The organism is Litoreibacter ponti (genome assembly GCF_003054285.1).
Classification (GTDB): domain Bacteria; phylum Pseudomonadota; class Alphaproteobacteria; order Rhodobacterales; family Rhodobacteraceae; genus Litoreibacter; species Litoreibacter ponti.
In genome coordinates this window covers 2,613,690-2,637,267 of sequence record NZ_QBKS01000001.1, presented here as the reverse complement: position 1 = coordinate 2,637,267, position 23,578 = coordinate 2,613,690, and the positions used below count along the sequence as shown (strand labels likewise).

The following is a 23,578-nucleotide window of genomic DNA, read 5'->3' as shown; positions in this document are numbered from 1 at the left end:
ATGTCAGCCTTGTTGACTTTCCAAGTAGCGAATGATAGCGAATCGTCACTTTGGTGAAATATTGTGACCGAAACGGACCCTTTCGGCGCAACAAATGAAAAGGACGAGGGCAATGGCTGGTGGATATGACGATCGTGACGGCGTCATCTGGATGGATGGCAAACTGGTGGACTGGCGGTCCGCCAATGTCCACATCCTGACCCACGGGATGCATTATGCCTCTTCCGTGTTCGAGGGCGAGCGCTGCTACGGCGGCAAGATCTTCGAGAGCCGCAAGCACTCCGAGCGGCTGATCTTCTCGGGCGAGCAGCTGGACATGCCGATCCCCTACACCGTCGACGAGATCGAGGCGGCGAAATACGAAGTGCTGAAAGCCAACAACCTGACCGACGCCTATGTGCGGGTTCTGGCGTGGCGCGGCGCGGGCGAAGACATGGGTGTTGCATCGGCCAAGAACCCCGTGCGCATGGCGGTCGCGGCCTGGGAATGGGGCGCGTATTATGGCGACGCCAAGATGAAGGGCGCGAAACTGGACATCTCGAAATGGAAGCGCCCGTCGCCCGAAACGATCCCCTGCTTTGCCAAGGCGTCCGGCCTTTACATGATCTGCACCATGTCCAAGCACGCGGCGGAGGCCAAGGGTTGCTCTGACGCGATGATGTTCGACTATCGCGGCTATGTGGCCGAGGCGACCGGCGCCAACATGTTCTTCGTCAAGGACGGGGAAGTGCACACGCCGAAGCCGGACTGCTTCCTGAACGGCATCACGCGGCAAACGGTCGTGGGCATGCTGAAGGACCGCCAGATCAAGGTGCATGAGCGCCACATCATGCCCGAAGAACTGGAAGGCTTCGAGCAGTGCTGGCTGACCGGCACCGCCGCCGAGGTGACGCCCGTTGGCTCCATCGGCGACTACAATTTCGAGGTCGGTGCCATCGCCCGCGACATCGCGGAAGGCTATGAGAAGCTTGTGCGCAGCTAGCGCTCCGCCCGCTCTCCGACGGTCAAAGCCCCGCCACTGCGCGGGGCTTTTTCATTAGGCCTCAACGCCTCTTGCGATGCGCAGGAAGTGCTGCGGCCGCGCGGAGCTGTCGGAGTTGCGCTTGCGGCGCTGCAGTACCAGCGTGCCCTTGGAGGGCATCGCGCGGCGCTGCATGGCGTAGGCCCAGCGGCGGGCCGTACTTGATGTGCCCGGCGCGTGTTGATCTAGGATATGACGCATGACTGGAATCTCCCGTGTCTTCGTGGAGCACCACAATAGCACACCAGACCTGATTCCGCAGGTCCGGTTTCTGAGCCCACCCGGATCGGCGGGGCTTTGCGTGGACCTGAGCCTGCGGAAGGCTACTGCGCGGCGGCCATCGGCGCGTCGGCGAGGGCCACAAAGCTGACAACCGGGGCGAGGTCACCGCGCCCCTCCCATTCCCACGCGCGGTCGGCAAGGGTCATCATCTGCTTGGGCGTCACGTCGGACACGGCAGCGTCGTAGATCACATCGATCCAGACTTCATCGGCTTGGGTTTCCTGGTGCGACTGCCCTATCTCGACGCGGTGGAACATCTCTGCACCAAGGGTCTCGCGGGCAATTTCTTCTATTGAGGCCATGACTGCTCCTCCTGTGGATAAATCATGCCGCCAAAGCTGCCCCAAGGGAATCCCTTGTAACAAAGAGTCATCAAATCGGCGGAATTACCCCTGTGGGGTCATGGACTTACGTGCTGCGGCGCGGTCTTTGCCCAGCTGGCGTTCGCGGTAGATGATCAAGATACCCGCGATCACGATCAGGGCGATGCCACCCAGCATCGGGACGGTCGGGACCTCGGCAAAGATGAAGAAGCCGATGGCGAGTGCCAGTAGGATCGAGCTGTACTCGAAAGGAGCGACGACGGAGGCATCCGCATAGCGGTAGCTCGACGTCAGAAAGATTTGGCCGACCCCGCCGCACAGCCCTGCGCCGATCAGCGCCGCGGCCTCGGGTCCTGTCGGCCAAACCCAGCCGAAGGGCAGCGTCATCAGCGACAGGGTCGAGGCGGTCACGGCGAACCAGAATACGATGGCCGATGTCGGCTCTGACATGGTGAGCTTGCGCACGAAGACATGGGCGAGGCCCGCCATCACAGCGGATCCGAAGGCAAGTAATGCACCGATGGCCAGATACGGGTCGCCGTCGCTGTCGGCAAACACCGTCAGGCGCGGCCATATGATGATAAGCACGCCGATCATGCCCAGCGCCACGGCCGTCAGGCGAAAGATGCGGACGTTTTCGCCCAGAAACATCGCAGCGAAAATGACGACGAGGACGGGCTGGGCGTATTGGATCGCCTTGACCTCTGACAGGGGCAGAAGGCCCAACGCGGCAAAGCCCATGGACATGGCAGTCACACCGACCAATCCGCGCCAGAAGTGGCCAAGCGGATTTTCGGTTTTCAGCCCGGTGCGCAGCTCGCCCCGCCAGATGATCCAGCCGAGGATGATGGGCAGCCCAAAGAAAGAACGGAAGAATACTGTCTCGCCCGGCGGCACTCGGACGGAGGCGATCTTGACCAGCGTCGCCATTGCCATGAAGAACACGACCGCCCCCAGTTTCGAGAAGATCGCGAGGGGGATGTTCGGCTTGGGCTTTTCCATGCCCTCCGGTCTAGCTCAGCCCCGCCTGAGGCTCCATCCCTTTGAAGGTCGGCGCATGATAGAGCGGGGTGTCGGTGTCCTCGATCTCGCGCATGACGCTCATTGTGCCAACGTCCGGTCCCCGTCCCGGTTCGCGCAGAACCACCGCGTGGATGCGTCCGGGATGGCGCTTGATCGCGTCAAGATAGACGTGCGCGTCGTGCTGGCCGGTATCGCCCATCAGGATCGCGGGAAGGTCGGGATTGGCCGCGAGGATCGTATCGATCGCCGCCCCCTTGTGGTCGCCATGGGTGCCGGTGATGAACTGGTTTTCCGACAGGCCGAGGTCGCGCAGGAACTTTGGGCCGCGCACGAGGCGGGCATGGCGAAAGATCTGCTCCAGGAAGTGGTGGAAATTCCACGGGCTGGAGCTGACATAGAACACCGGGTTCCGGCCATCCTCCGACAGTGTGTCCATCAGGGCAATCGCGTCCGAGAAGACCCGGCGGGTCAGCGCATTGCCCGAGAAAGAGGTCCAGAGATTCTTCCACAAAACATACGCGCCGGTTTCCAGCATCGTGTCGTCAATGTCAGAGATCACGAGAAACCGCGCATCGTCGCGTGGGACAAGGGCGTGGCACATGGCCTGATCTTCGAACCCTTCGATATCGAGATCGACCTCATGCCAACCGGAAGTCTCAGGGCGTGGCAGTTCGAGCCTGAAGTAGCCTTCCTCATCCGTGACGGCCTCTACGCCTTGGGCGCGGACCGTGACGTTTTGCACCTCGTCTGTGAGAAACAGCGAGATCATCTGGCGAATGTTGGTCAGAACCGACTGGCTTTCAGTGGGATTGGCGCGCGTCACTTTGGACAGCACGCGACCCCGGACAATCAGGCTGTCGGGCGTGGCGTAGCCGATATAGGGGTCGATGACGCGGCCCTGCCCGGTGCGGCCAAAGGCGCGATCATAGAGGGTTTCGGCTTTCAGGGCGGCGCGGTGCAGGAACTCTTTCATCCTGACCAACGCCGCCGCCCGGAGGCGGTTCCCTAGAAGAACACCCGCTCGATGGCCCAATACGCCCCGACAATCGCAATCGCGATAGAGGCGGGGATCGAGATGCGGGCGCGATACCACGGCTTCTTGCCAAACCAGTACCCCACCGCGAGGAAGGCGAGGCCAATGACAGTGAGCTGCCCGACCTCGACCCCGATGTTGAAGCCGATGAGCCCCGCGACAAAGCGGCCCGGCGCCAGCCCGAACTCGCCCAGCACGGAGGCAAAGCCAAGGCCGTGTAGCAAGCCAAAGGCGAAGATGACGAGCGGTCGCCACCAAGTGATCTTGTTGGTGAATATGTTTTCGACCGCCACATAGACGATGGATGCCGCAATCAATGGCTCCACGATGGCCGGGTTGACCGTGACATACCCAAGGCTCGCCAAGGCAAGCGTGATGGTGTGGGCGACGGTGAAGACGGTGACCTGCGTGATCAGCGGCCGCATCTGCAGGGACAGGAAGAACAGGCCCAGCACGAACAGGATGTGGTCGAGGCCCTTGGGAATGATGTGATCAAAGCCCACGCCGATATAGCGCACGAACACGGAAAACGCGCTTTCGGTCGCGGCACCGACGCGCGGCAGCGGCTCTGACAGGGCTCCGCCTTCAAGATAACCCGCATAGGCGTCATCGCCGCCTTCAGCTTGGCGCAAAATGAGGGGGCCATTCTCCGCTTGCCACCCGGCGCGCAGATCAGAGCTGTCTTCGGGCAATGCACCGGTGAGCGTGACAGTCGTATCGCGGGGCAGCTCCAGATCGGATTGTGGCGTGACCTCGACGCCGGTCAGATCGAGCGTCACGGGCGTCTCTCCGGCCAGAACGGTGATGCCGGCGGCGATCCGGGGCCAGGCCTCGCGCAGCTGGGTTTCCAGCTCTTCGGCGGAGAGTTCACGCAAGGCGTCGTATTGCTCGGCCTCGGGGGCCTCGTTGGTGTCTTCGAGCCCATCGAGATTGATGCCCGCGATCAGCGATTCCGCGGTCAGGCGGATCGTCATGTCGACCTGCGCCTCTGAGACGGAGACGTCCGCGATGGCCGGACGCACTTCGTGCGCGCGCGCCGGCGTCAGGAAAGTGATTACGGCCAGCATTGACATCGCGGCCAGCTGCATCAGCATGAGCGGGGTGAATTTTCTGGAGATCATCATGTTCTTGTCGCGCACTTCTTTCGTCCTTGCCATGTCACTGTGGGGGCTGCAGGCCAGCGCCCATGAGTTCTGGATTTCGCCTGAAGCCTACGTGATACCGAACGGCGGACAGGTTCAAGCCGAACTTCGGGTGGGCGAGGAGATGAGCGGCGCGGGATACTCTTTCAACCCACGCACTTTCGAGCGGTTCGAGCTGATCCAGGGCGGGCAAACGGTAGAGGTCGAGGGGCGTTTGGGCGACAGACCCGCGCTGGACATGACCGCGCCGGGCGAAGGCCTGCTGGTCGTAGTGCACGAAACCACTGCCAATCGCCTGACCTACACCCAGATGGCGAAGTTCGAGAAATTCGCCACCCACAAGGATTTCGACGACGCCGTGGGCCAGCATCGCGCACGCGGACTGCCCGAGGACCGCTTTGTCGAGCGCTACCACCGCTACGCAAAAAGCCTGATCGCCGTCGGCGACGGGGCCGGGTCCGATGTCGAGGTCGGTATGAAGACCGAAATCTTGGCTCTTGCAAACCCTTACACGGATGATCTGGCCGAGATGCCAGTGAAGGTCCTTCTTGACGGTGCACCGCGCGCCGATGCCCAGATCGAACTGTTTGAAAAGGCCCCCGATGGCAGCGTCACGGTCACGCTGCACCGCACGGACGCGGAAGGCATGGGTGCGGTCCCGGTCAAGCCGGGGCACGAATACCTTGTCGACGCGGTCGCGCTGATCCCGCTGGATGAAGGCGATCCCACGCAAACGCCGGTCTGGTGGACGGTCTGGGCCGCGCTGACCTTCATGGTCCCGGAGTAAGGTTGAAGATAGGGCACAAGGAAAACCCCCGAACTGACCATCAGTCCGGGGGTTCCTATATTCGTAGCACCCGACACGGGCATCTGGGTGGGGGCTGATTAACCCGCCCCGGGCTTGAGACCTAACTCGCTACAAGGCCGGGTATGGCGAGGATTCGGGGCCGCAATGCGGAGCATTGTGGGAATTGCAGCGCCCCCTTCGCGGCTTTTTGTGGGCGGGTGCTTGATTTGCGGCGCGGCCCGGACCACCATCACCCCATGAACCAAAACATAACTATCCCCTTCCCGTCCCCGGCAGCCAACGACAAGGTCGCCTTTCAGCGGCGCGAGCTTGGGGACATCCTGACGCTCTACGGTCGTATGGTGGCCGCCGGTGAGTGGCGCGATTACGGGATTTCGATGCTGAAGGACGTCGCGGTCTTCTCGATCTTCCGCCGCGCGGCCGAGCACCCGATCTACCGCATTGAAAAACGCCCGAAACTTGCCGCCAAACAGCAGACCTACGCGGTAATCGGCATGGACGGGCGCATCCTGAAGCGGGGTGCGGACCTTAAACAGGTATTGAGGGTTTTGGAGAAAAAGCTGATCCGCGCGGTGGATTAGGGTCTGCGCGCGCTGGTGACGCGTCCACCGCCGGACGCTTCGATCCGGGCAATGGCCTCTGAAATCGGCTCGTAGGAAACGGACATGTGATGGGCATTCGCGTGGATCATCATACCCGGCTTCGACACGATCGCGACATGGCCTTTCCAGAACAAAAGATCGCCCCGTTCGGCGCGATCATGGTCTATTTCAGTGCCGATCTGCGCCTCTTGCATGTCGCTGTCGCGGGGGCAGTCCTGCCCGCACGCCCGATATGCCGTCTGCACCAGCCCGGAGCAGTCGATGCCGTGGCGGGTGCTGCCACCCCAAAGATAAGGCGAGCCGAAGAATAAATCCGCGACCGCCACCGGATCATCCATCCGGGTGCCCAGCGGCAGCAGATGCATGGTGGGCACGAAGCCACCGTTGGACAGGCGCGACCAGCTGCCCTCTTCCTCCATCACCTGCACCTCGGAGCCCAGGTAAAGCGTGCCGGTGTTCATCAGCTTCATGTTTGCGCCGGGATAGAGATGCGTCGAAGGCACCGCGACCCAATGGGTCGGATCGTGGGGGCGGTCGAGCAGATCTTCGGAGACATAGCCGCAATACCCGTCATGCACGGATTGACCAAAGGCGAACCCCTTGCGCCGCTCAAGCACGTTGAACAGATCACCGTAAAGAAGCTGCGCGGTGCGGCGGCCCTCTGGCCGGCCCATGATGTCGCCGAACGCGCTGCTGCATTGGGTCAGCTCGCCATCGGTATAGGTCGGCACCTCGACCTGGCCTTTAAGCTCGGTCGCTGCGACCCGCGCATTGGCGGGTGTGAGCCTTGGATCGAGGCTCATAGATCAAGCACGTCCGGCAAGGCCGCAAGGATCGCCCGCGCCCCCATGCCGACGCCGCCCTTCGGCCGTCCCGGCGCGGGCGAAGGCTGCCAGCCGTAGATATCAAAATGCGCGAACTTGGCCGTGTTAGACACGAAACGCCGCAGGAACAGCGCCGCCGTGATGGAGCCTGCAAACCCGCCTGAAGGCGCATTGTCCAGATCGGCGATACCCGGCTCGATCATCTGCTCATACGGGTCGTGGAAGGGCATTTGCCACACTGGGTCCCGGGCGCGCTGCGCGCCTTCGCGTAACGCGTCGGCAAGCTTGTGCGTGTCGGTGTAAAATGGCGCCAGATCGGGGCCAACCGCGACACGCGCCGCGCCTGTCAGGGTCGCCATGCAGATCATCAGATCGGGCGGGGTCTCGTCCGCGAGGGCCAGCGCGTCGGCGAGCACCAGCCGCCCCTCTGCGTCGGTGTTGTTGATCTCGACCGTCAGACCCTTGCGGGAGGTCAGGATATCTTGCGGGCGGAAGGCTGAACCATCGATGGAATTTTCCACCGCCGGGATCAGAACGCGCAATTGTAGCTTCAGTCCAAGCCCCATGATCATATGCGCAAGGCCCAGCACGGTCGCGGCCCCGCCCATGTCCTTTTTCATCAGGCCCATGGAGCTTGCGGGTTTGATATTCAGACCACCCGTGTCGAAACACACGCCCTTGCCCACCAGAACCAGTGTCGGACCTTTGGTACCCCATTGGAGATCCAGCAGGCGTGGTGGCGTGGCGGAGGCGCGGCCCACGGTGTGGATCATCGGGAAGTTCTGCGCGAGCAGATCGTCGCCTTTTGTGACAGACAGCGAGGCGCCATGCGCCTCTGCCAGCGCTGATGTGGCGGCCTCCAATGCATCCGGGCCCATGTCTGACGCGGGCGTATTGATCAGGTCGCGTGTGAGCGCCTCCCCTGCAGCAATCGTCTCTAACCTTGCCGAATTCAGTCCATCGGGACAGATCAGTCGCGCCTCGTGCGGGGGCTTCGCCTTGTAGCGCTGGAACGTGTATTGCGACAGCAGCCAGCCAAGCGCGTGCTCTTCCAACCGATCATGGTCGTGCTCGGTCTCCAGCCGGTAGATGCCTTTCGGCAGCTTTTCGGCGCACGCGGCCATTGTGAAGCGCTGCCGCTTGCGAGACGCGCTATCCCCAAGACCGGCCAGCGCCTGCGCGATGCCGCCATCGTCATCCGGGATCGTGCAGACCGTACCCGCGCTGCCGGTAAATCCTTGGGCTTTCACCCAGACCTTCAACGTGTCTGGCTGCGCCTCGAGCCAGCCTGATACGGCGTCTTTCGTCAGGGCGAACAGGGGGATCGCCTGCGCCCCCGATTTCGCAAATTTAAGTCGAGTGTGATCCATTTTCGCCGCCCTGCTTCGGTCTTTGCAGCAGCCTACTGACTGCCACGTGATCCGCAAGGGCGCGGGGTCTCAGTCAGACGCGAATGTCCTGCATATCCCACACAGCACTGAGCGAGCGGTCGGCAATCCGGCGCAGACGGGTCAAAGTCGCCGCTAGTGGAATACCCTCGCAGGCTTGCGCACAAGCCATCACGTCTTCGGCCACGCGGGCAAACGTGGTCATCCCGATATGTTCCGCTGTCTTCGCCATCACCGATGCGCGGTCCTGCAGCGCGTGAAGATCATGCTGACGGTAGGCCGTTTCCACCTCGACAATCCCGCGCGCCAATTCTTCGATCGCGGTGGTGATCATCGCCTCTGCCTTCAGCTCCCCCATGGAGACGCAAAGCTCGACCAGCCGGTCGGGATCAATCGTCACCGCCTCGCGCATTTCCAGTCTACAAATCTCTTCCATCTCGCACCTATTTCGCCATGCCCCCAACAGCAGTTCGCAGCACCGTGCCCAAGGAACCTGAACATTCTCTTTCCACCAACCCCAATTTTCCCTCGAATTTCGCACCAATTGTTTCTACTAATTCCGAAATTTCCGAGGACGAGCCGCCCATGCACGCTGCCAAGCCCCTGCCTTCTTACCTGATCAACCGCTACAAGAGCTGGAAGACGACGACCTATCTCGAAAACGAGGCGTGGTTCCGCAGGCTGGCCACTGAAGGCCAGCATCCCCGCGCGATGGTGATCGCGTGTTGCGACAGCCGCGTGAATGCAATCTCGCTCTTCGGGGCGGAGCAGGGCGAGTTCTTCATGCACCGCAACATCGCGAGCCTGGTTCCGCCCTTCAATCCGGACGGCGAATATCACGGCACGTCTGCAGCCGTAGAATACGCAGTAACGGGGCTGGGTGTGGCCCATATCATCGTGCTGGGTCACTCGAATTGCGGGGGCGTGGCCGGGTGCCACGACATGTGCGCAGGAACGGCGCCGCAACTGGAAGAGAAGACGTCTTTCGTCGGGCGCTGGATGGATATTCTGCGGCCGGGCTACGACCGGGTCAAAGACATCGACGACGAAGCGTCCCGCCGTCGCGCTTTGGAAAAAGAGGCCGTGGTGATTTCGCTGGAAAACCTGACGGGCTTCCCGTTTATCGCGGAAGCGCTGGACAGTGGCTTGCTGAGCTTGCACGGCCTGTGGACGGATATCGAAGAAGGTGGCCTGGAGCACTACGTGCCGGAAACGGGTTTTCAGCCTGTTTAAGGTCTGAATGATTGGAGAATATGTGTGGGTGAAATACTTGCGTTAGCGGCGGACAACTTGCTGTCACCGCTGATATTGTTCTTCGTGCTTGGCCTCGCCGCAGCCTTCGCGCGATCCGATCTGACCTTCCCCGAAGCCGCGGCGAAGGCGATGTCGATCTACCTGCTGTTCGCGATCGGATTCAAGGGCGGCGCTTCGGTCGTCGCGCACGGAATCGACGGCGGCCTGATCCTGTCGCTTCTGGCGGGAGCGCTTCTGTCTGCGCTGATCCCTTTCATCGCGTATGCGTTGCTGCGCGTCATGACCAATCTCAGCACAATCGATGCTGCAGCGGTCGCGGGTCACTACGGCTCGATCTCCATCGTCACCTTTGTCGCCTGCTCGACGGCGCTCACCGGCCGGGGGCTCGACCCAGAGGGCTACATGGTCGCCGTCGCCGCGATCATGGAGGCCCCTGCGATCCTGTCGGCCCTATGGCTTGTCTCGCGCAGGGCGGGAGGCTCCGGCATGGATGGCGATCTGTTACGGGAGATCCTGCTCAACGGCTCCATCGTTCTGCTGATCGGCAGCTTCCTGATCGGCGGGATCACCGGCGATGAGGGGCTCGAGAAGATCGCAAGCTTCATCGTCGCGCCATTTCAGGGCGTTTTGTGTCTATTCCTGCTGGATATGGGTCTTGTTGCGGGTCGCGGCCTTCGCGAAAGCGGCAAATATCTCAACCGCGGGGTGTTCATATTCGGGATGATCATGCCGCTGGTGGGCGCGATCCTGGGTCTTGTCATAGGCCTTCTTCTGGGGCTTTCCGTCGGCGGTGTCGCGCTGTTCATGACACTTTGCGCCTCTGCCAGCTACATCGCGGTGCCTGCGGCCATGCGGGTCGCCCTGCCAGAGGCAAACCCGTCGATCTATCTGACCCTGTCGCTAGGCATCACCTTCCCCTTCAACCTAACGATTGGCATCCCGACCTACATCGCGGTGGCCAGCATTTTTGCCGGAGGCTGAGACATGCAAACCCACAAGGCCAAACGGGTCGTCATCACGATCGAGGCGATCATGCAGAAGCGCCTGACCGACATCCTCGAAGGGGCTGGGGTCACAGGCTATTCGATCCTGCCGGTTCTGGGCGGCTCGGGCCGCTCCGGGGCATGGTCGCGCGAGGGTCAGGTCAGTCGCGCAAGCGGCATGGTCCAAGTGATCTGCATCATCAAGCCAGAGCGTCTGGACGGCCTCCTGGAAGCCGTGTTCAAGGTCGTGGACAAACATATCGGCGTGGTCACGATCGCGGATGTCGAGGTCCTGCGCGCCGAGCGGTTCTAGACCCTAATCAGGCTCAAGGTCGCCATTGCAGCTGCTGCCCATCGGGCCAATCCATTTGAACATTCACGCGAACCGTGCGCTTCTCGCCGGGCCCAAGCTCCAGATCCCAGACCGAGACGCCGCGCTTTTGCTCGAAATCCGCATCAGCTGGGTTGGGACGCGTCGAGACTGACACCTCAAGATTTTCCTGCTCGGAATAGGGCAGAGCAAAAATCGTTTGCACCTGCTCGGTCGTGTCCAGCAGGTTTTCGACCGAAAACTCCATCTGCTGCACGCGGGTGCTGCTGGATGTCAGGAAGCCCCGGTCGCCGGTATCGTTGTCCAAAAGCTTATAGTCTAGCCGCAGACCCTCGAGAGAGCCGAAGCTGACCTCCGCTTTGGCCCCGGCCGGCACGAGGTCCAGATCACTGCGCCCGACGAAAACCCCGTCTCGTGAAACGGAGACCTGCCCGGGCAGAAACGGCTCGGGCGTGCTGTTCGTGAACTCGGCCATCAGGAACGCCGTCTCATCAAATCGCGGGGCCGCGCGATTGAATTCACGGGCATCGAAAGTGAAATCATCCAAGGCCAGGATCAACTCGGAGCCGCCGGAGGCGAGGCTTACGGGTGTGGGGTAGTCATACGTTACGGACAGGCCGTCGATGACAGCTTGCGCTGTCGGCGCGGCGACCGCCTCCACCTCAAGATCAGCTGCGCTGCCAGCGCGGGCAAAAGAGGAAACATCCTCCGCCTGCGAGCGGACCGAGACGCCGTAGCCCGCCTTGCCCTTCGCAAAAATCGACGCCTGATTTGGGAAGGGCTCGGTCGGATCGACCTGCGCAAAGGGGTTGGCTGTGGAGAGGATCAGATCGGCCTCCGACCACCGTTCTCCGGTGGATTGCTGCAGCACGACCTTGCGCTCCATCGCGATAGAGGCGTCGTCGCCGCGAGTAAGATCTAGATCGTAATCCGCGCGCCAGCCTGCGTTGTAGACAAGCGTATCAATTGTCAGCTCGACTGGCCCTGCGGCACCCGTCTCGACTGCCATCTCCAAGAGTGTCAGAGGCCCGGTGGGCGGGTTTAGAGCCTGAAACTCGGCCTCTGCCAGACCGAGCGCCACGCGCGCCTCGTCGCGGGCCTTCTCATCCGCGCGCAGAGCGATGCTGGCTTGGTATTGCGCAGTCCAGGCGCTGGAAAGCTCGGCCGCGACCATGTCAGCGGCAGCCTTCAACGCGTCTGGATCAGTGCTGGTCTGCGCGGCCCCGGTGAGGGTCCGAAGGTATGCGTTGCGCGCCTTCTGCGCCTCGACCTGAGCCTGGCCCAGGATCACCCGGTCTTCGAGCGCCTGCACCGCGTCGCGGGCGGCCTCGACCCGGTCTGCGGCGGCGATCTGCTCAGGCGTGCGAGCGTCCTTGGGATCTGTGAAATGGTTTGGCAGCAACCGTATCGCCCCCACTGCGACGTTGTCCGCAGTGCTCACCCGTGGCGGGCCGACGCTAAAGCCCTGCCGCAGATACGGGATACGGATGATGTGCTCGCCTGCAGGCAGCTCGGCCGCCACCACCCGCGTCACGCTCGCGCCCTGCGGGTAGACCGTGACCTGCGAAATATTCGGGACGATGAACACCTCCTCCGCATAGGCAGTGGAGGTGACAAGAAGGGCGGCGAGCGACAGAGAACGGAGCATATGAAAAGGGCCTCACATCGAAAGGATATGAGGCCCAGTGTTTCGTGTACGCTGCGCGATGGCTAGCCTTTTTTGAGCGCCCGTTGGCCCAGCGTTTCGGCGATCTGCACCGCGTTCAGCGCGGCGCCCTTGCGCAGGTTGTCGGACACGCACCACAGGTTCAGACCGTTCTCGATGGTGCTGTCCTGCCGGATGCGGGAGATGAACGTGGCAAAATCGCCCACGCATTCCACCGGCGAGACGTAGCCGCCATCTTCGCGCTTATCGATCACCATGATGCCCGGCGCCTCGCGCAGGATGTCGCGCGCTTCGTCCTCATCAAGGAAATCCTCGAACTCGATATTCACGGCTTCCGAGTGGCCCACGAAGACCGGCACGCGCACACAAGTCGCGGTGACCTTGATGGACGGGTCGACGATCTTCTTGGTCTCGGCGACCATCTTCCACTCTTCCTTGGTGGATCCGTCTTCCATGAACACATCAATATGCGGGATCACGTTGAACGCGATCTGCTTGGTGAACTTGGTCGCGGGCTTCTCGTCAACCGGGTTGTAGATCGACTTGGTCTGATCCCAAAGCTCGTCGATGCCTTCCTTGCCCGCGCCGGAGACCGACTGGTAGGTCGACACGACAACGCGTTTGATGCGCGCGCGGTCATGGAGCGGCTTGAGCGCCACCACCATCTGCGCGGTCGAACAGTTCGGGTTCGCGATGATGTTCTTCTTGGAATAGCCCATGATGGCGTCGGCATTCACCTCCGGCACGATCAGCGGCACGTCGGGGTCGTAGCGGTAAAGCGACGAGTTATCGATCACCACGCAGCCCGCGGCAGCGGCCTTGGGCGCGTATTTCTTCGTCGCCTCGGAACCGACGGCAAACAGCGCCATGTCCCATCCGGTGAAGTCAAAGGTGTCCAGATCCTTGGTCTTCAGGGTTTTCTCGCCAAAGCTGACTTCGGTGCCGATCGAGCGGCGGGAGGCCAGCGCCTCGATAGCGTCCACGGGGAAGTGGCGCTCATCCAGAATGTTCAGCATCTCGCGGCCCACGTTACCCGTGGCGCCAACGACGACGATTTTGTAACCCATGATCCTTTTGATCCTTCTAATGAGTCTTGGTTTCGGACGGGGCCTGATACCCCTTTGCCACATGGGGCGAAAGAGGCTTGTTCCTGACGCCTTGCCGCATGGCCGCGACCTGCGGTAGGTATGCCGCCTGAAACAGCGCGAGCGAGCCTGAACTTGGACACCCCCGAACATTCAACCATAGCCCAGTCGGAGCAGCCCGGCCGCGTACTGTTCGGCCGCCTGTGGCGCGGCTACCTCAAGAAACACTGGCCGGTCATGGCGGTCGCGTTCCTGTTCATGGTGATCGAGGGCTCCACCTTGGGCGCGCTCAGCTACATGTTGCAGCCGATGTTCGATTTGGTCTTCGTGGAAGGGCGTGAAAGCGCGATCTGGTGGGTCGGCATCGGCATCTTCAGCCTGTTCGTGATCCGCGGTGTCACCGGCATTATCCACAAGACGCTTCTGACGCGTGTGTCCTATCTGGCCTCCACCGAAGTACAGGTGGATTTGCTGGAGCACACCCTGACGCTCGACAACGCGTTTCATTCACAGACCTCGCCAGGCGCGATGATCGAACGAGTGCAGGGGGATGTCACCTCGATCCAGCACCTGTGGAACCTGATCCTGATCAGTGCGGGCCGGGATGTGATCGCCCTCATCTCCCTGATGGGCGTCGCCATCTTCATCGATTGGAAATGGACGCTCGTCGCCATCATCGGGGCGCCACTTCTCATCGTTCCGAGCCTTATCGTCCAGCGCTATGTCCGCCGCAAATCCCTGCAGCTGCGCGATATTGCGGGCAAGCGGACCACTCGGCTCGACGAGGTCTTTCACGGCATCACGCCCGTGAAGCTGAACCGCATGGAAGGCTACCAAACGGCGCGTTTCGCTGACCTCTCCGGCACATGGGTCCGCGCGATGATCAAGACGGTCGCAGGGCAATCAAGCGTTCCTGCCCTGGTGGACGTTGCCGTGGGTCTTGGGTTCTTCTGTGTGCTGCTCTTCGGTGCACCCGAGATCATCTCCGGCGAGAAAACCATCGGGCAGTTCATGAGCTTCTTCACGGCTATGTCGCTCGCGTTCCAGCCCATGCGACGGCTTGGCGGCGTGCTGGGTCACTGGGAAATGATGATCGCAAGCCTGTCGCGGATTTTCGGGCTTTTCGACATGAAGCCGACAGTTATCGACACTAACACTGCGGAAAAGCCGCTTGCCGCGCCCAGTATTTCGATCGAAGGCGCAGAGCTGAGCTATGGGGACAACCCGGTTCTTACCGGTCTGAGCTTCGAGGTGGACGCGGGCACAACGGTGGCCCTGGTCGGTCCTTCCGGCGCGGGCAAGAGCACGGTGTTCAACGTCCTGACCCGGCTGGTCGATCCCGCAGAGGGCGTGGTCAAAATCGGTGGTATCGACATCAAGGAGCTGCCGCTGAGCCAGCTGCGCGGGTTGTTCTCGGTGGTCTCTCAGGACGCCTTGCTATTCGATGAAACCTTGCGCGAGAACATCCTGCTGGGCCGCACCGATATCGACGAAGAGACGCTGCAAAAGGTCCTCGACGATGCCCATGTCAGCGATTTCCTGAAGAGCTTTCCGGACGGGTTGGAGACAGAGGCAGGGCCGCGCGGCTCGAACCTGTCGGGCGGCCAGCGCCAGCGCATCGCCATCGCACGCGCGCTTTTGCGTGACACGCCGATCCTGCTGCTGGACGAGGCCACAAGCGCGCTTGATGCAGAATCCGAGAAGGTCGTTCAGACCGCGCTGGAGCGACTGTCCAAGGGGCGCACAACGCTCGTCATTGCACACCGCCTGTCCACCGTGCGCGAGGCGGATCAGATCATCGTCATGGACCACGGGCGGGTGGCCGAAAAGGGCACGCACGCGGAGCTGCTCGCGCTCAACAATATCTACGCCCGGCTACATGAGCTTCAATTCAAGACCGGGACCGCGCCGTTCACCGGCGACGTGCCGCAACCGATCCTGGATGCGCAGGTCGAAGCGCAGCAGCCCGGCCCGGTCCGTAACTTCCTCAATCGTTTCTTTGGGCGCGCGAGCTAGCCGTGCTTTTTAGAGAGCTGGCGCATCTTTCTGCGAAATAGCGGGCGCTGAATTTCCGCGTTCAGCTTTTCGGCCAAACCGCGCTTGCCTTGAATGGTCGTAGGGCCCGGCAGATCATGAACCCCTGACGGGCTGACGACGACCGGGCGAACGCCGGTCTCCCAAAACATCTGCACCAGAACGTCCACCGGGCGATCGATGCTCTGCGCGGATTGCAACAGTGCTGTCGCGGCGTCCCGACTGATCATTTGCGCCGAAGCGCGCAGCGGAACGACAACAGGGCGCAACAGCTTCACTGTGCCATCGCTCGTGATCTCTGTCGCATCACTCGGCACGGGTCGGGTTTGAAACTGGATGTAGCCATGTTCGGCGATATGGCGTTGCGCGAGGTCAGCGGCCCTCGCGAACACGTCCGGGTCGATCCCGACATCATCCTCAAACACCATCGCCGCCGGTAACTTCTGGTCCACGATATGTCGCCAAATCGCGCGGTGGCTTTCGAAACACGCGACCTCCCCGTTCGATAGGGCGAAGGGAAATTTGGGCTGAAATAGAGCTTCTTCCGCCCGCATCCCGTCCAACGCACCCGGAACAGATCCGTCGCAGGCGGGCCAAGCTTGCGCGGGAAATGGTAACGCTTCGATCAACTGATCGACCTGCGCACGGCGCGCCGTGGCGCGGGCTAGGTGAATGATGAAGCCTTCCATCAACCTTCGCTCCAAAGTGTCTCGTAGACCGCGTTGATTCCCGCGACCTCGGTCTCGATGCCGTATTGAGCACGCGCGACCTCGACGGCGCTCTTCGACAGACTGCCCAACTGATCGGGATCGGCCAAGAGGCTATTCACGGCATGCGCGGCTGCATCCACGTCCTCCAACGCTACGACATGCCCTGCGCGGCCATCATCCGAGAATGCCCGGAAGTATCCCGTGTCGGAGGCCACGAACGGCACGCCGGAGGCCATCGCCTCCAACGGGGTCATGCCGTATCCCTCGTATCGTGGCAGCGGAACCAGCAGGCTCAAAGCGCGGATGAGCGCAGGCAGGCGTTCAGGCTCTATTTCACCAATAAATCGTAATCGATCCGCGAGACCCGCCGCGTCGATCTGGCGTTTGAGTGCGCTCAGAAAGGCCTGATCCCCACGCCCGGCCCGCCCAATCACGAGGGCTGTCGCATTTGGGTGGTGCGGCAAGATCCGAAGCATCGTGTCGACAAACAGGTCGGTGCCCTTTTCGGGTCTGATCCTGCCAATCGTGGCAAGGCCAATCGAGCCGGGGAATCCGGTTTCATTCCAAGCCGCCCCCCGGTCTTGAGCGGGATGGAAGCGCTGCGTGTCGACGCCGTGCGGCACCACCGCGCGGACATGGGGCACGAAGCTTGCGGCCAGCTCGGTCGTGGCAATGACCGCGTCCATGCGCGAGATCAGCCAACGCGGAAATGCAGAATGCCGTCGCTGCGCGGCGGAGGTGAATACAATCTTAATTGGCAACCGCAGCACGTCCCGGGTCCAGAGCGCCGCGCGCATCTCGGTGTTGCGTCGCACATGCCAGATCGCGAACGGCTTGCCTGCGGGAGGGGTACGGGACATCTCCCGCGCCTGTTTCAGGGTAATGGGATCGGGACACCCGGGCAGCGGCTCGCCCACCAGCACGACCTCATCGCCTTGCGCGCGCACCACTCCGGCGGCCGTTGCGGACACACCGGTAAAGTTGCGGTTGAAATTGGTGACGAACACAGGGGCCATGAAACTCCCTACGCCACAAGTCCGGCTTCGGCAAACTGTAAGCTCAGGTTGACAGCGCCTGTGCGACAGATCATCGTTTTTACCATGACCTCTGGCTTCAGCGCACCTGATCTGCCCGCTCCCGCTGCCCGCGGGATGTGCACGGATTGTGGCCTATCGCGCATGGGTATCGAGAAATCCTGTGGCACGGCGTGCCAGTTCATTCAACCGGACTACCCGACAGCCGAGGCGCGCATCCACGGCCGCGCGCGGCGTCACGACGAACAGTTCTTCGGGCCGGTCGAGGCGATGCACAAGGCCGCCCTCAAGAAGCCGCGCGAAGGCGCACAATGGACGGGGCTGACCACGCGGCTTGCCCAGCGACTTTTGGAAACCGGCGCGGTGGATGCCGTTCTCTGTGTCGGGCCCGACCCGGAGGATCGCTGGAAGCCCCGACCGATCCTCGTCACCGAGCCCCAAGGCATGATCGAAGCGAGGGGCATGCGGATGGGGTATGCGCCGGTTTTGGCTTTGTTAGAGCCTGCGGAAAAGGCTGGACACAAACGCATCGCGATGATCGGCATCCCGTGCCAGGTCTACGCTCTGCGCCAGATCGAGGCGCAGCTGGGCTTCGAGCGGATTTATGTCATCGGCACGCCCTGCTCCGACAACACAACGACCGAGAACTTTCACGACTTCCTCTCCCGCCTCTCTGACGCGCCGGAAACGATCAGGTATCTCGAGTTCAAGCCCGACTTCCATGTCGAGCTGCGCTTCGATGATGGCCGTCGGCAGGACATACCGTTTCTGAAACTGCCCCTCTCCGACCTCGACCCGGATTTCTTTCCGCTGACCTGTAGGACGTGTGTGGACTACACCAATGCATTGGCGGATATCACGGTGGGCTACATGGCGGGCGAGGGCGAGCAATGGCTGATCGTACGCAATGGGCGCGGCCGGGAAATGCTGGATGCGCTTGGGTCCGAGGTGAAGCTGTCGCCGGTTGGAACGCGCGGCAGGCGGAAAGGCTCCGTCACCGGGTTCATGGAGAACACCAAGCGCGCGGCGGGCGGGCTACCTTTGCGCCGGATGCCAGATTTCATGCGTGGCTTCATGGGCTGGCTGATGCCGAAGATCGGGCCGCGCGGGCTGGAGTTTGCCAAGGCGCGCTTGGAGATGAAAGCGATCGAGACCGTTTTGCATTTGCGCCGCCACCACCCGAAACGGATGAAGCACATGGTGCCGCGGCATGTCTGGTCACTCGTCGCGCCTTACGGGCTTGCGCCAGAAGATGGCGAACAGCACGAGAGCCCAGCCGAGTAGACCCTGCGAATGCGCCGATAGGTTCGACTCCGCGCGAAAGGTCATCAATTCGACGATACGTGACAGCGGCGGTGCACCCTTGATCACCAGCTGCTGCGGCAGGTCGAGAAAGATCAGCCGGTAGTACTGGTAATAAGCCTGCGGGGTCACCCACACGAACAGGTAGAACAGGGCCAGCGCCATGGGTAGCCGGACCCAGACGGAATAAATGCGGCTCAAGCGGCGCAGCACCCAGAAGCTGATCAGCATTAGGTTGACCGATACGGCGATGAGGCCGACTTGTTGGGGCGGGTTCAGGGTGAAGAAACTGTCTTCGAGATACATTTATATCAACGTCTGAGCGGCGCGATCACGCGCAAATGGATAAGAGCCGTCGCGGTGGCAAGAAGGGCTGCCGCGCAAGCGAGGTATTTCGAGGTCTGGCCCATCGCCCCCTCGATCTGGACCGCATGGATCACCGTGGCGACCACGATGAAAGCAGATAGTCCATTATGCACCCAGCGCCAGACCGAAGGGCGCAGCCGCCGCCGAAGCCGAACTAGGATCGCGGTCGCAAACACTGCCCACATCGCAGACACACCGTAGATCGAGAAGGGTGTGGGCGAGACCAGCAGCAACGCGTCCAGCGTGTCGGGCGCGCTTGTCAGATATAGTCCAACAACATGTAGAACGACCAACGCGATCAGGGCGATTCCTGTCCACTTGTGCCATCGCCGTCCCTTGGGCGTGGCGAGGCCGGGCAGGTAGCCGGCCGCCAACAAGGGTTGAAACGTCAGCAGGGACAAGGCGAGAATGCCCGCGAACCCGCCAATGATGTATTCCGGCCCGCGATAGGCCAGAAGTGGGTTCAATGCTGCGATCACGACCGGTCCCGCAAGCACGAAGCACAGCGCAAGCCACGCTGTCAGAGCCGGGGGCCGGGACATAAGATCAGGCGGGCGCCAGCACGAAATCGGCGGTCAGGCTGGTGTCGCGCGCGCTTGGCATGACCGGGCGCAGGAACACGGTCTGGAAGTCGCCATCGTCGTAGGCAAGATGCGCGTGGGGTTGGCCGAAATTCGGCACGATCTGCGGCATCTCAAGCTGGTAGCTGCCATCGCTCGCGGTCAGAACGCTGCCATGGTTGCGCGGCTCGCGCTCGCCGCCCAGCGTCGTCGCGGCCCATATCTGGATACGCACGCCCTTCAGCGGTGCGCCATCGCCGGCGCGCAGCACCTTGCCGCTCATCAGGAACCCATCCCCGAGCTTGTCGACCAGCGGCGCATTCGGGCGGTAGTTGTTGGAGCCACCCCGCATTGTCTTGGTCGGAACAAAGCCCGATTGGGCATGGGCGGCGCTCATCAGCCCCGTGCTGGCAGCGGCGGAGTACAGCCCGGCAGAGATAAGAAACGAGCGACGGTTGTAGAAAGGCGTTTTCATTCGAACAGTCCTCTTATGAATGGTTCAAAACAAACATAGCGCAAATGCTGCAACGCCAAAACCGACCCCACGGGGACGTGAAGCGCTTGGGCGGATTGGAACTCATGGAAAACTGGTCGGGCTGAGAGGATTCGAACCTCCGACCCCCTGCTCCCGAAGCAGGTGCGCTACCAGGCTGCGCCACAGCCCGACCGTGACGAGGCAATTACGCCGAAGAGGCCGCTTTGGCAAGCGCCCTATTTCTTCCGCTCGCTGCGCCAGATCGACATGCTGATGCGCGGGGCGATCCCCGTCTCCGGTCGCGAGCGGGTGCGCAGCACCGGCGTCTCCGACCCTTCGGAGCGGCTTTCGCGCAGCACGATGTATAGACCGCTTGCGATGATAATCGACGAGCCAATGATCGTGTTCATATCCGGGAACTCGTCGAAAAACAGCGCGCCGTAGAGCGACGCCCAGAGGATCTGGCTGTATTGCATTGGCGCGACGATGACGGCCTCGCCCGAATTGTAGGCCGCGATCAGGAAGCGCCCGGCGATCCATGCGAAGACCGCGATAACGGCGATCCGCCCGAGATCCTCGATTGGCATCGGGACGTAAACCAGCGGCAACAGGCTGCCCATCACCAGGAAATTCGCCATCATCGGATAGAGCATGATAACCACCGTGCGCTCATCTCGCCCGATCTTGCGCACGATCACGGAGGCCGTCGCCCCGCCCACCGCTGCGGCCAAGGCCGCGATGTGACCAAGGCTCAGCTCTGTCTGGGTCGGTTGCAGGACGACCATAACGCCACTCAGGCCCACCAGTACGGCGATCCAGCGGCGCAGGCGGACCTTCTCGCCCAAGACGGGGATTGCGAGGATGGTGATCAGCAAGGGAGAGGCGAAGATGATCGCGTAGACCTGCGCCAAGGGCAGCACGGAGAAGGCATAAAACGCCGAAAACCCGGTGATGACCGCCGCGACCGTGCGCGCGACCATCCAGTAGGGGTGTTTCGGCAGAAGGGTGTCAGAGGTCGTATCGCGCAAGAGCCACAGCGTCGCGAGCGGGAAGCTCAGCAGAACCGAGAAGAACAGGACCTGGATGGGCGAATAGGTCCCGCCCAAAACTTTGATGATCACGTCATGGGTCGAGAATATCCCAAACGCCACGAGGGCAAGCAGTGCACCTTTGGCGTTCGGGTTCATGCCGGTTCGTCCTTAGAGCGAGGCGTCGAGCGCCTCCAGAATGACGTCGCCCATCTCGGTCGTCGAAACGGGGGAGCCGCCCTCTGGGCCCATCAGATCGGCGGTGCGTACACCGTCGGCCAGTACCTTCTCGACGGCCTTCTCAAGCCTGGTCGCCTCGTCGCTCTGATCGAACGAATAACGCAGCGCCATAGCAAAGCTCAGGATGCAGGCGATCGGGTTGGCCTTGCCCTGCCCGGTGATGTCGGGCGCAGAGCCGTGCACCGGCTCATACAGTGCTTTGGGGCGACCATTGGCATCCGGTGCGCCGAGCGAGGCGGAGGGCAGCATGCCAAGCGATCCGGTCAGCATCGCGGCGCAATCCGACAGCACATCGCCAAACAGGTTATCGGTCACGATGACATCGAACTGCTTGGGCGCACGCACCAGCTGCATCGCGCCGTTATCGGCATACATGTGCGACAGCTCGACATCCGGGTATTCCGCCTGATGAATTTCGGTCACCACATCGCGCCACAGGATGCCCGATTCCATCACATTGGCCTTCTCCATCGAGCAGACCTTGTTGTTTCGCTTACGAGCCAGCTCGAAGGCCGAGCGCGCGACACGGGCGATCTCGCTCTCGGTGTAGCGCTGCGTGTTGATGCCGACGCGCTCGTTGCCTTCCTTGTGGATGCCGCGCGGCTCGCCAAAGTAGACCCCGGAGGTCAGCTCGCGCACGATCATGATATCAAGACCCGCGACCACGTCCTTCTTCAGCGAAGAGAAATCCGCCAGCGCGTCAAAGCACTGCGCCGGGCGCAGGTTCGAGAACAAATCCATCTCTTTGCGCAGGCGCAGCAGGCCGCGCTCCGGCTTCACCGAGAAGTCCAGATCGTCATACTTCGGGCCACCGACGGCGCCGAGCAGAACGGCGTCGACTTCCAGCGCGCGCGCCATCGTCTCGTCCGCCAAGGGCGTGCCGTGGTTGTCATAGGCCGCGCCGCCGACCAGATCGGTCTCCACATCGAATTTCAGGCCGCGCTTGTCGCCGAACCATTCAATGATGCGCTCGACCTGCGACATGACTTCCGGGCCGATGCCGTCGCCGGGCAGGATCAGGATGGATGGGTTGGACATGGGGCGCGCTCCGTCTGAAATGGCGTTTCGTGCGAGGTATCGCGCGGGCCCAGAAGGGTCAAGGCATCACCGGGACCGCCGCATCATGCGTAAGCCACGGCGTCAGCCCGGCTTCGAGCGCGCGCCATACCGTCTCCACGCGCGGCGTGTGCCGCAGCGCCTCATGGGTGGTCAGCCAAACCTCGAGCCCCGGAACCGGAAAATCAGGCAAGACCTGCACCAGCTCCGGATGCATCTGGGCGAGGTTGACCTCCATCACCCCGACGCCCGCGCCGTTGCGGATCATCTCGCAATGCACATTCTGGGTATCGCATCGGAAACAGAAATCGCTGCGCTTCAGCGGCCAGCCCATCTGGTTGGCCACCCGAATGAAGCGATCAAGGCGGTCGTAGCCCAGAAGGTCGTGATCAAAGAGATCCTCTACACTCCTCGGAACACCCTTGCGGTCCAGGTATTCCTGCGTGGCCCAAAACCCCAGCCTCAACATACCAAGCTTCTTCGTCACCATCTCCAGCTGCGTGGGCCGATACATTCGCACGGCGATATCGGCCTCCCGAAACAGCAAGTTCTCACTGATGTCGGTCGGGTTCAGCTCGATTTCGATGTCAGGATGCGTACGGCGCATCTGCGCCAGAATTTGCGGCAGCATGTAGAGCGATGTGAATTCGGACGCGGTGATCCGCACGGTCCCGCTGACCGACATGTCATGGCCCGCAGCCCGGGTTGCGAAGCGCGACGCCGCTTCGGCCATTGCGGTGGCGTGGGGCAACAGGGCCTTGCCCTCCGCGGTCAGGCGCAGCCCTTTGGGCTGTCGAAAGAACAAGGCGATGCCCAGCCGCTCTTCCATGGATTTGACTTGGCGGCCCAGCGTGGGTTGGCTGACCCCCAGCGTGCGCGCTGCCTGAGACAGCGAGCCATCCGAGGCCACGGCAATAAAGGCCTGAATAAGGGACCAGTCGAGCGAGTCCAATCTGTCGGTGCGTATATTCATTCATTTTTGAATAGCAGATGTGCGTATAATCACAA

26 protein-coding genes and 1 tRNA gene are annotated in these 23,578 nt (G+C 62.0%); 8 read left to right on the top strand and 19 right to left on the bottom strand.

Annotation, left to right across the window (positions count from 1 at the left end; all coding sequences use genetic code 11):
* The first annotated feature begins 112 nt into the window (after positions 1-112).
* Positions 113-982 carry a branched-chain amino acid aminotransferase gene (locus C8N43_RS13370; protein WP_107846072.1) on the top strand — a complete coding sequence of 290 codons (870 nt, stop codon included), beginning with the start codon at positions 113-115 and terminating at the stop codon, positions 980-982.
* Between the two features lie 54 nt (positions 983-1,036).
* On the opposite strand, the gene C8N43_RS13365 is transcribed toward C8N43_RS13370, so the two are convergent.
* The 5 genes from C8N43_RS13365 to C8N43_RS13345 form a co-directional block, all read right to left on the bottom strand.
* Positions 1,037-1,222, bottom strand: coding sequence for a hypothetical protein (locus C8N43_RS13365; protein ID WP_107846071.1), 186 nt, complete (start codon positions 1,220-1,222; stop codon positions 1,037-1,039).
* A 122-nt stretch (positions 1,223-1,344) separates the two neighbouring features.
* On the bottom strand, positions 1,345-1,605 hold the full coding sequence (locus C8N43_RS13360) for a hypothetical protein (protein ID WP_107846070.1): 261 nt from the start codon (positions 1,603-1,605) through the stop codon (positions 1,345-1,347).
* Positions 1,606-1,689: 84 nt separating this feature from the next.
* Complete coding sequence (locus C8N43_RS13355; RefSeq protein WP_107846069.1) at positions 1,690-2,628, bottom strand: DMT family transporter; 939 nt, start codon at positions 2,626-2,628, stop codon at positions 1,690-1,692.
* 10 nt (positions 2,629-2,638) lie between these two features.
* The gene (locus C8N43_RS13350; protein WP_107846068.1) at positions 2,639-3,622 is read right to left on the bottom strand and encodes a phosphatase domain-containing protein; all 984 of its coding nucleotides are present in this window, start codon (positions 3,620-3,622) and stop codon (positions 2,639-2,641) included.
* A 32-nt stretch (positions 3,623-3,654) separates the two neighbouring features.
* Positions 3,655-4,821, bottom strand: coding sequence for a HupE/UreJ family protein (locus C8N43_RS13345; RefSeq protein WP_342748725.1), 1,167 nt, complete (start codon positions 4,819-4,821; stop codon positions 3,655-3,657).
* Between the two features lie 16 nt (positions 4,822-4,837).
* Here C8N43_RS13345 and C8N43_RS13340 point away from each other — a divergent pair, with 16 nt between their 5' ends.
* Complete coding sequence (locus tag C8N43_RS13340; RefSeq protein ID WP_245912998.1) at positions 4,838-5,611, top strand: DUF4198 domain-containing protein; 774 nt, start codon at positions 4,838-4,840, stop codon at positions 5,609-5,611.
* A 257-nt stretch (positions 5,612-5,868) separates the two neighbouring features.
* Positions 5,869-6,213, top strand: coding sequence for a DUF2794 domain-containing protein (locus C8N43_RS13335; RefSeq protein WP_107846066.1), 345 nt, complete (start codon positions 5,869-5,871; stop codon positions 6,211-6,213).
* Here C8N43_RS13335 and C8N43_RS13330 read toward each other — a convergent pair.
* The 3 genes from C8N43_RS13330 to C8N43_RS13320 form a co-directional block, all read right to left on the bottom strand.
* Entirely contained in the window at positions 6,210-7,037 is an 828-nt protein-coding gene (locus tag C8N43_RS13330; RefSeq protein WP_107846065.1) for a C40 family peptidase, read from the bottom strand. The two genes, C8N43_RS13335 and C8N43_RS13330, sit on opposite strands and share 4 nt — an antisense overlap.
* Positions 7,034-8,428, bottom strand: a complete 1,395-nt coding sequence (locus C8N43_RS13325; RefSeq protein ID WP_107846064.1) for a leucyl aminopeptidase family protein — start codon at positions 8,426-8,428, stop codon at positions 7,034-7,036. Before C8N43_RS13325 ends, C8N43_RS13330 begins: the two co-directional genes overlap by 4 nt.
* A 73-nt stretch (positions 8,429-8,501) precedes the next feature.
* Positions 8,502-8,882, bottom strand: coding sequence for a hypothetical protein (locus C8N43_RS13320; protein WP_146174219.1), 381 nt, complete (start codon positions 8,880-8,882; stop codon positions 8,502-8,504).
* A gap of 149 nt (positions 8,883-9,031) precedes the next feature.
* On the opposite strand from C8N43_RS13320, the gene C8N43_RS13315 reads away from it, so the two are divergent.
* The 3 genes from C8N43_RS13315 to C8N43_RS13305 are packed head-to-tail and all read left to right on the top strand — an operon-like array spanning position 9,032 to position 10,996.
* Positions 9,032-9,679 (top strand): carbonic anhydrase, encoded by a 648-nt coding sequence (locus tag C8N43_RS13315; RefSeq protein WP_107846062.1) that lies wholly within the window; start codon positions 9,032-9,034, stop codon positions 9,677-9,679.
* A 24-nt stretch (positions 9,680-9,703) separates the two neighbouring features.
* On the top strand, positions 9,704-10,681 hold the full coding sequence (locus tag C8N43_RS13310; protein WP_107846061.1) for a sodium-dependent bicarbonate transport family permease: 978 nt from the start codon (positions 9,704-9,706) through the stop codon (positions 10,679-10,681).
* A gap of 3 nt (positions 10,682-10,684) precedes the next feature.
* Positions 10,685-10,996, top strand: coding sequence for a P-II family nitrogen regulator (locus tag C8N43_RS13305; protein WP_107846060.1), 312 nt, complete (start codon positions 10,685-10,687; stop codon positions 10,994-10,996).
* A 13-nt stretch (positions 10,997-11,009) separates the two neighbouring features.
* On the opposite strand, the gene C8N43_RS13300 is transcribed toward C8N43_RS13305, so the two are convergent.
* Positions 11,010-12,662 carry a DUF4139 domain-containing protein gene (locus C8N43_RS13300; protein WP_107846059.1) on the bottom strand — a complete coding sequence of 551 codons (1,653 nt, stop codon included), beginning with the start codon at positions 12,660-12,662 and terminating at the stop codon, positions 11,010-11,012.
* Between the two features lie 62 nt (positions 12,663-12,724).
* Positions 12,725-13,747: an aspartate-semialdehyde dehydrogenase gene (locus C8N43_RS13295; RefSeq protein WP_107846058.1), complete on the bottom strand. Its 1,023-nt coding sequence runs from the start codon at positions 13,745-13,747 to the stop codon at positions 12,725-12,727.
* 255 nt (positions 13,748-14,002) lie between these two features.
* Between C8N43_RS13295 and C8N43_RS13290 the strand changes: the two genes are divergently transcribed.
* Positions 14,003-15,781 (top strand): ABC transporter ATP-binding protein, encoded by a 1,779-nt coding sequence (locus tag C8N43_RS13290; protein ID WP_245913024.1) that lies wholly within the window; start codon positions 14,003-14,005, stop codon positions 15,779-15,781.
* Here C8N43_RS13290 and C8N43_RS13285 read toward each other — a convergent pair.
* Positions 15,778-16,488: a glycosyltransferase family 25 protein gene (locus C8N43_RS13285; protein WP_107846056.1), complete on the bottom strand. Its 711-nt coding sequence runs from the start codon at positions 16,486-16,488 to the stop codon at positions 15,778-15,780. The genes C8N43_RS13290 and C8N43_RS13285 overlap by 4 nt on opposite strands.
* The gene (locus C8N43_RS13280; protein ID WP_107846055.1) at positions 16,488-17,525 is read right to left on the bottom strand and encodes a glycosyltransferase family 4 protein; all 1,038 of its coding nucleotides are present in this window, start codon (positions 17,523-17,525) and stop codon (positions 16,488-16,490) included. Before C8N43_RS13280 ends, C8N43_RS13285 begins: the two co-directional genes overlap by 1 nt.
* An 84-nt stretch (positions 17,526-17,609) precedes the next feature.
* Here C8N43_RS13280 and C8N43_RS13275 point away from each other — a divergent pair, with 84 nt between their 5' ends.
* Positions 17,610-18,827 (top strand): coenzyme F420 hydrogenase/dehydrogenase beta subunit N-terminal domain-containing protein, encoded by a 1,218-nt coding sequence (locus C8N43_RS13275; RefSeq protein WP_107846054.1) that lies wholly within the window; start codon positions 17,610-17,612, stop codon positions 18,825-18,827.
* Here the strand turns inward: C8N43_RS13275 and C8N43_RS13270 are convergent.
* The 7 genes from C8N43_RS13270 to C8N43_RS13240 form a co-directional block, all read right to left on the bottom strand.
* Positions 18,762-19,151: a hypothetical protein gene (locus C8N43_RS13270; RefSeq protein WP_107846053.1), complete on the bottom strand. Its 390-nt coding sequence runs from the start codon at positions 19,149-19,151 to the stop codon at positions 18,762-18,764. The genes C8N43_RS13275 and C8N43_RS13270 overlap by 66 nt on opposite strands.
* A 5-nt stretch (positions 19,152-19,156) precedes the next feature.
* The gene (locus tag C8N43_RS13265) at positions 19,157-19,753 is read right to left on the bottom strand and encodes a ferric reductase-like transmembrane domain-containing protein (protein WP_107846052.1); all 597 of its coding nucleotides are present in this window, start codon (positions 19,751-19,753) and stop codon (positions 19,157-19,159) included.
* Between the two features lie 4 nt (positions 19,754-19,757).
* Positions 19,758-20,246 carry a peptidase associated/transthyretin-like domain-containing protein gene (locus C8N43_RS13260; protein ID WP_107846051.1) on the bottom strand — a complete coding sequence of 163 codons (489 nt, stop codon included), beginning with the start codon at positions 20,244-20,246 and terminating at the stop codon, positions 19,758-19,760.
* 113 nt (positions 20,247-20,359) lie between these two features.
* Positions 20,360-20,436 (bottom strand) — tRNA-Pro (locus C8N43_RS13255).
* A 46-nt stretch (positions 20,437-20,482) separates the two neighbouring features.
* A complete protein-coding gene (locus C8N43_RS13250; RefSeq protein ID WP_107846050.1) occupies positions 20,483-21,433 on the bottom strand; it encodes a DMT family transporter in 951 nt (316 codons plus the stop codon).
* Positions 21,434-21,445: 12 nt separating this feature from the next.
* On the bottom strand, positions 21,446-22,552 hold the full coding sequence (leuB, locus tag C8N43_RS13245) for a 3-isopropylmalate dehydrogenase (RefSeq protein WP_107846049.1): 1,107 nt from the start codon (positions 22,550-22,552) through the stop codon (positions 21,446-21,448).
* Positions 22,553-22,610: 58 nt separating this feature from the next.
* Entirely contained in the window at positions 22,611-23,543 is a 933-nt protein-coding gene (locus C8N43_RS13240) for a LysR family transcriptional regulator (RefSeq protein WP_107846048.1), read from the bottom strand.
* Positions 23,544-23,578 lie beyond the last annotated feature (35 nt).

Bases quoted from the DNA above. Each gene is read 5' to 3' on its own strand.
- C8N43_RS13370 (WP_107846072.1), top strand. From the start codon at position 113: ATGGCTGGTGGATATGACGATCGTGACGGCGTCATCTGGATGGATGGC.
- C8N43_RS13365 (WP_107846071.1), bottom strand. From the start codon at position 1,222: ATGCGTCATATCCTAGATCAACACGCGCCGGGCACATCAAGTACGGCC.
- C8N43_RS13360 (WP_107846070.1), bottom strand. From the start codon at position 1,605: ATGGCCTCAATAGAAGAAATTGCCCGCGAGACCCTTGGTGCAGAGATG.
- C8N43_RS13355 (WP_107846069.1), bottom strand. From the start codon at position 2,628: ATGGAAAAGCCCAAGCCGAACATCCCCCTCGCGATCTTCTCGAAACTG.
- C8N43_RS13350 (WP_107846068.1), bottom strand. From the start codon at position 3,622: ATGAAAGAGTTCCTGCACCGCGCCGCCCTGAAAGCCGAAACCCTCTAT.
- C8N43_RS13340 (WP_245912998.1), top strand. From the start codon at position 4,838: ATGTCACTGTGGGGGCTGCAGGCCAGCGCCCATGAGTTCTGGATTTCG.
- C8N43_RS13335 (WP_107846066.1), top strand. From the start codon at position 5,869: ATGAACCAAAACATAACTATCCCCTTCCCGTCCCCGGCAGCCAACGAC.
- C8N43_RS13330 (WP_107846065.1), bottom strand. From the start codon at position 7,037: ATGAGCCTCGATCCAAGGCTCACACCCGCCAATGCGCGGGTCGCAGCG.
- C8N43_RS13325 (WP_107846064.1), bottom strand. From the start codon at position 8,428: ATGGATCACACTCGACTTAAATTTGCGAAATCGGGGGCGCAGGCGATC.
- C8N43_RS13320 (WP_146174219.1), bottom strand. From the start codon at position 8,882: ATGGAAGAGATTTGTAGACTGGAAATGCGCGAGGCGGTGACGATTGAT.
- C8N43_RS13315 (WP_107846062.1), top strand. From the start codon at position 9,032: ATGCACGCTGCCAAGCCCCTGCCTTCTTACCTGATCAACCGCTACAAG.
- C8N43_RS13305 (WP_107846060.1), top strand. From the start codon at position 10,685: ATGCAAACCCACAAGGCCAAACGGGTCGTCATCACGATCGAGGCGATC.
- C8N43_RS13300 (WP_107846059.1), bottom strand. From the start codon at position 12,662: ATGCTCCGTTCTCTGTCGCTCGCCGCCCTTCTTGTCACCTCCACTGCC.
- C8N43_RS13295 (WP_107846058.1), bottom strand. From the start codon at position 13,747: ATGGGTTACAAAATCGTCGTCGTTGGCGCCACGGGTAACGTGGGCCGC.
- C8N43_RS13290 (WP_245913024.1), top strand. From the start codon at position 14,003: ATGGCGGTCGCGTTCCTGTTCATGGTGATCGAGGGCTCCACCTTGGGC.
- C8N43_RS13285 (WP_107846056.1), bottom strand. From the start codon at position 16,488: ATGGAAGGCTTCATCATTCACCTAGCCCGCGCCACGGCGCGCCGTGCG.
- C8N43_RS13280 (WP_107846055.1), bottom strand. From the start codon at position 17,525: ATGGCCCCTGTGTTCGTCACCAATTTCAACCGCAACTTTACCGGTGTG.
- C8N43_RS13275 (WP_107846054.1), top strand. From the start codon at position 17,610: ATGACCTCTGGCTTCAGCGCACCTGATCTGCCCGCTCCCGCTGCCCGC.
- C8N43_RS13270 (WP_107846053.1), bottom strand. From the start codon at position 19,151: ATGTATCTCGAAGACAGTTTCTTCACCCTGAACCCGCCCCAACAAGTC.
- C8N43_RS13265 (WP_107846052.1), bottom strand. From the start codon at position 19,753: ATGTCCCGGCCCCCGGCTCTGACAGCGTGGCTTGCGCTGTGCTTCGTG.
- C8N43_RS13260 (WP_107846051.1), bottom strand. From the start codon at position 20,246: ATGAAAACGCCTTTCTACAACCGTCGCTCGTTTCTTATCTCTGCCGGG.
- C8N43_RS13250 (WP_107846050.1), bottom strand. From the start codon at position 21,433: ATGAACCCGAACGCCAAAGGTGCACTGCTTGCCCTCGTGGCGTTTGGG.
- leuB (WP_107846049.1), bottom strand. From the start codon at position 22,552: ATGTCCAACCCATCCATCCTGATCCTGCCCGGCGACGGCATCGGCCCG.
- C8N43_RS13240 (WP_107846048.1), bottom strand. From the start codon at position 23,543: ATGAATATACGCACCGACAGATTGGACTCGCTCGACTGGTCCCTTATT.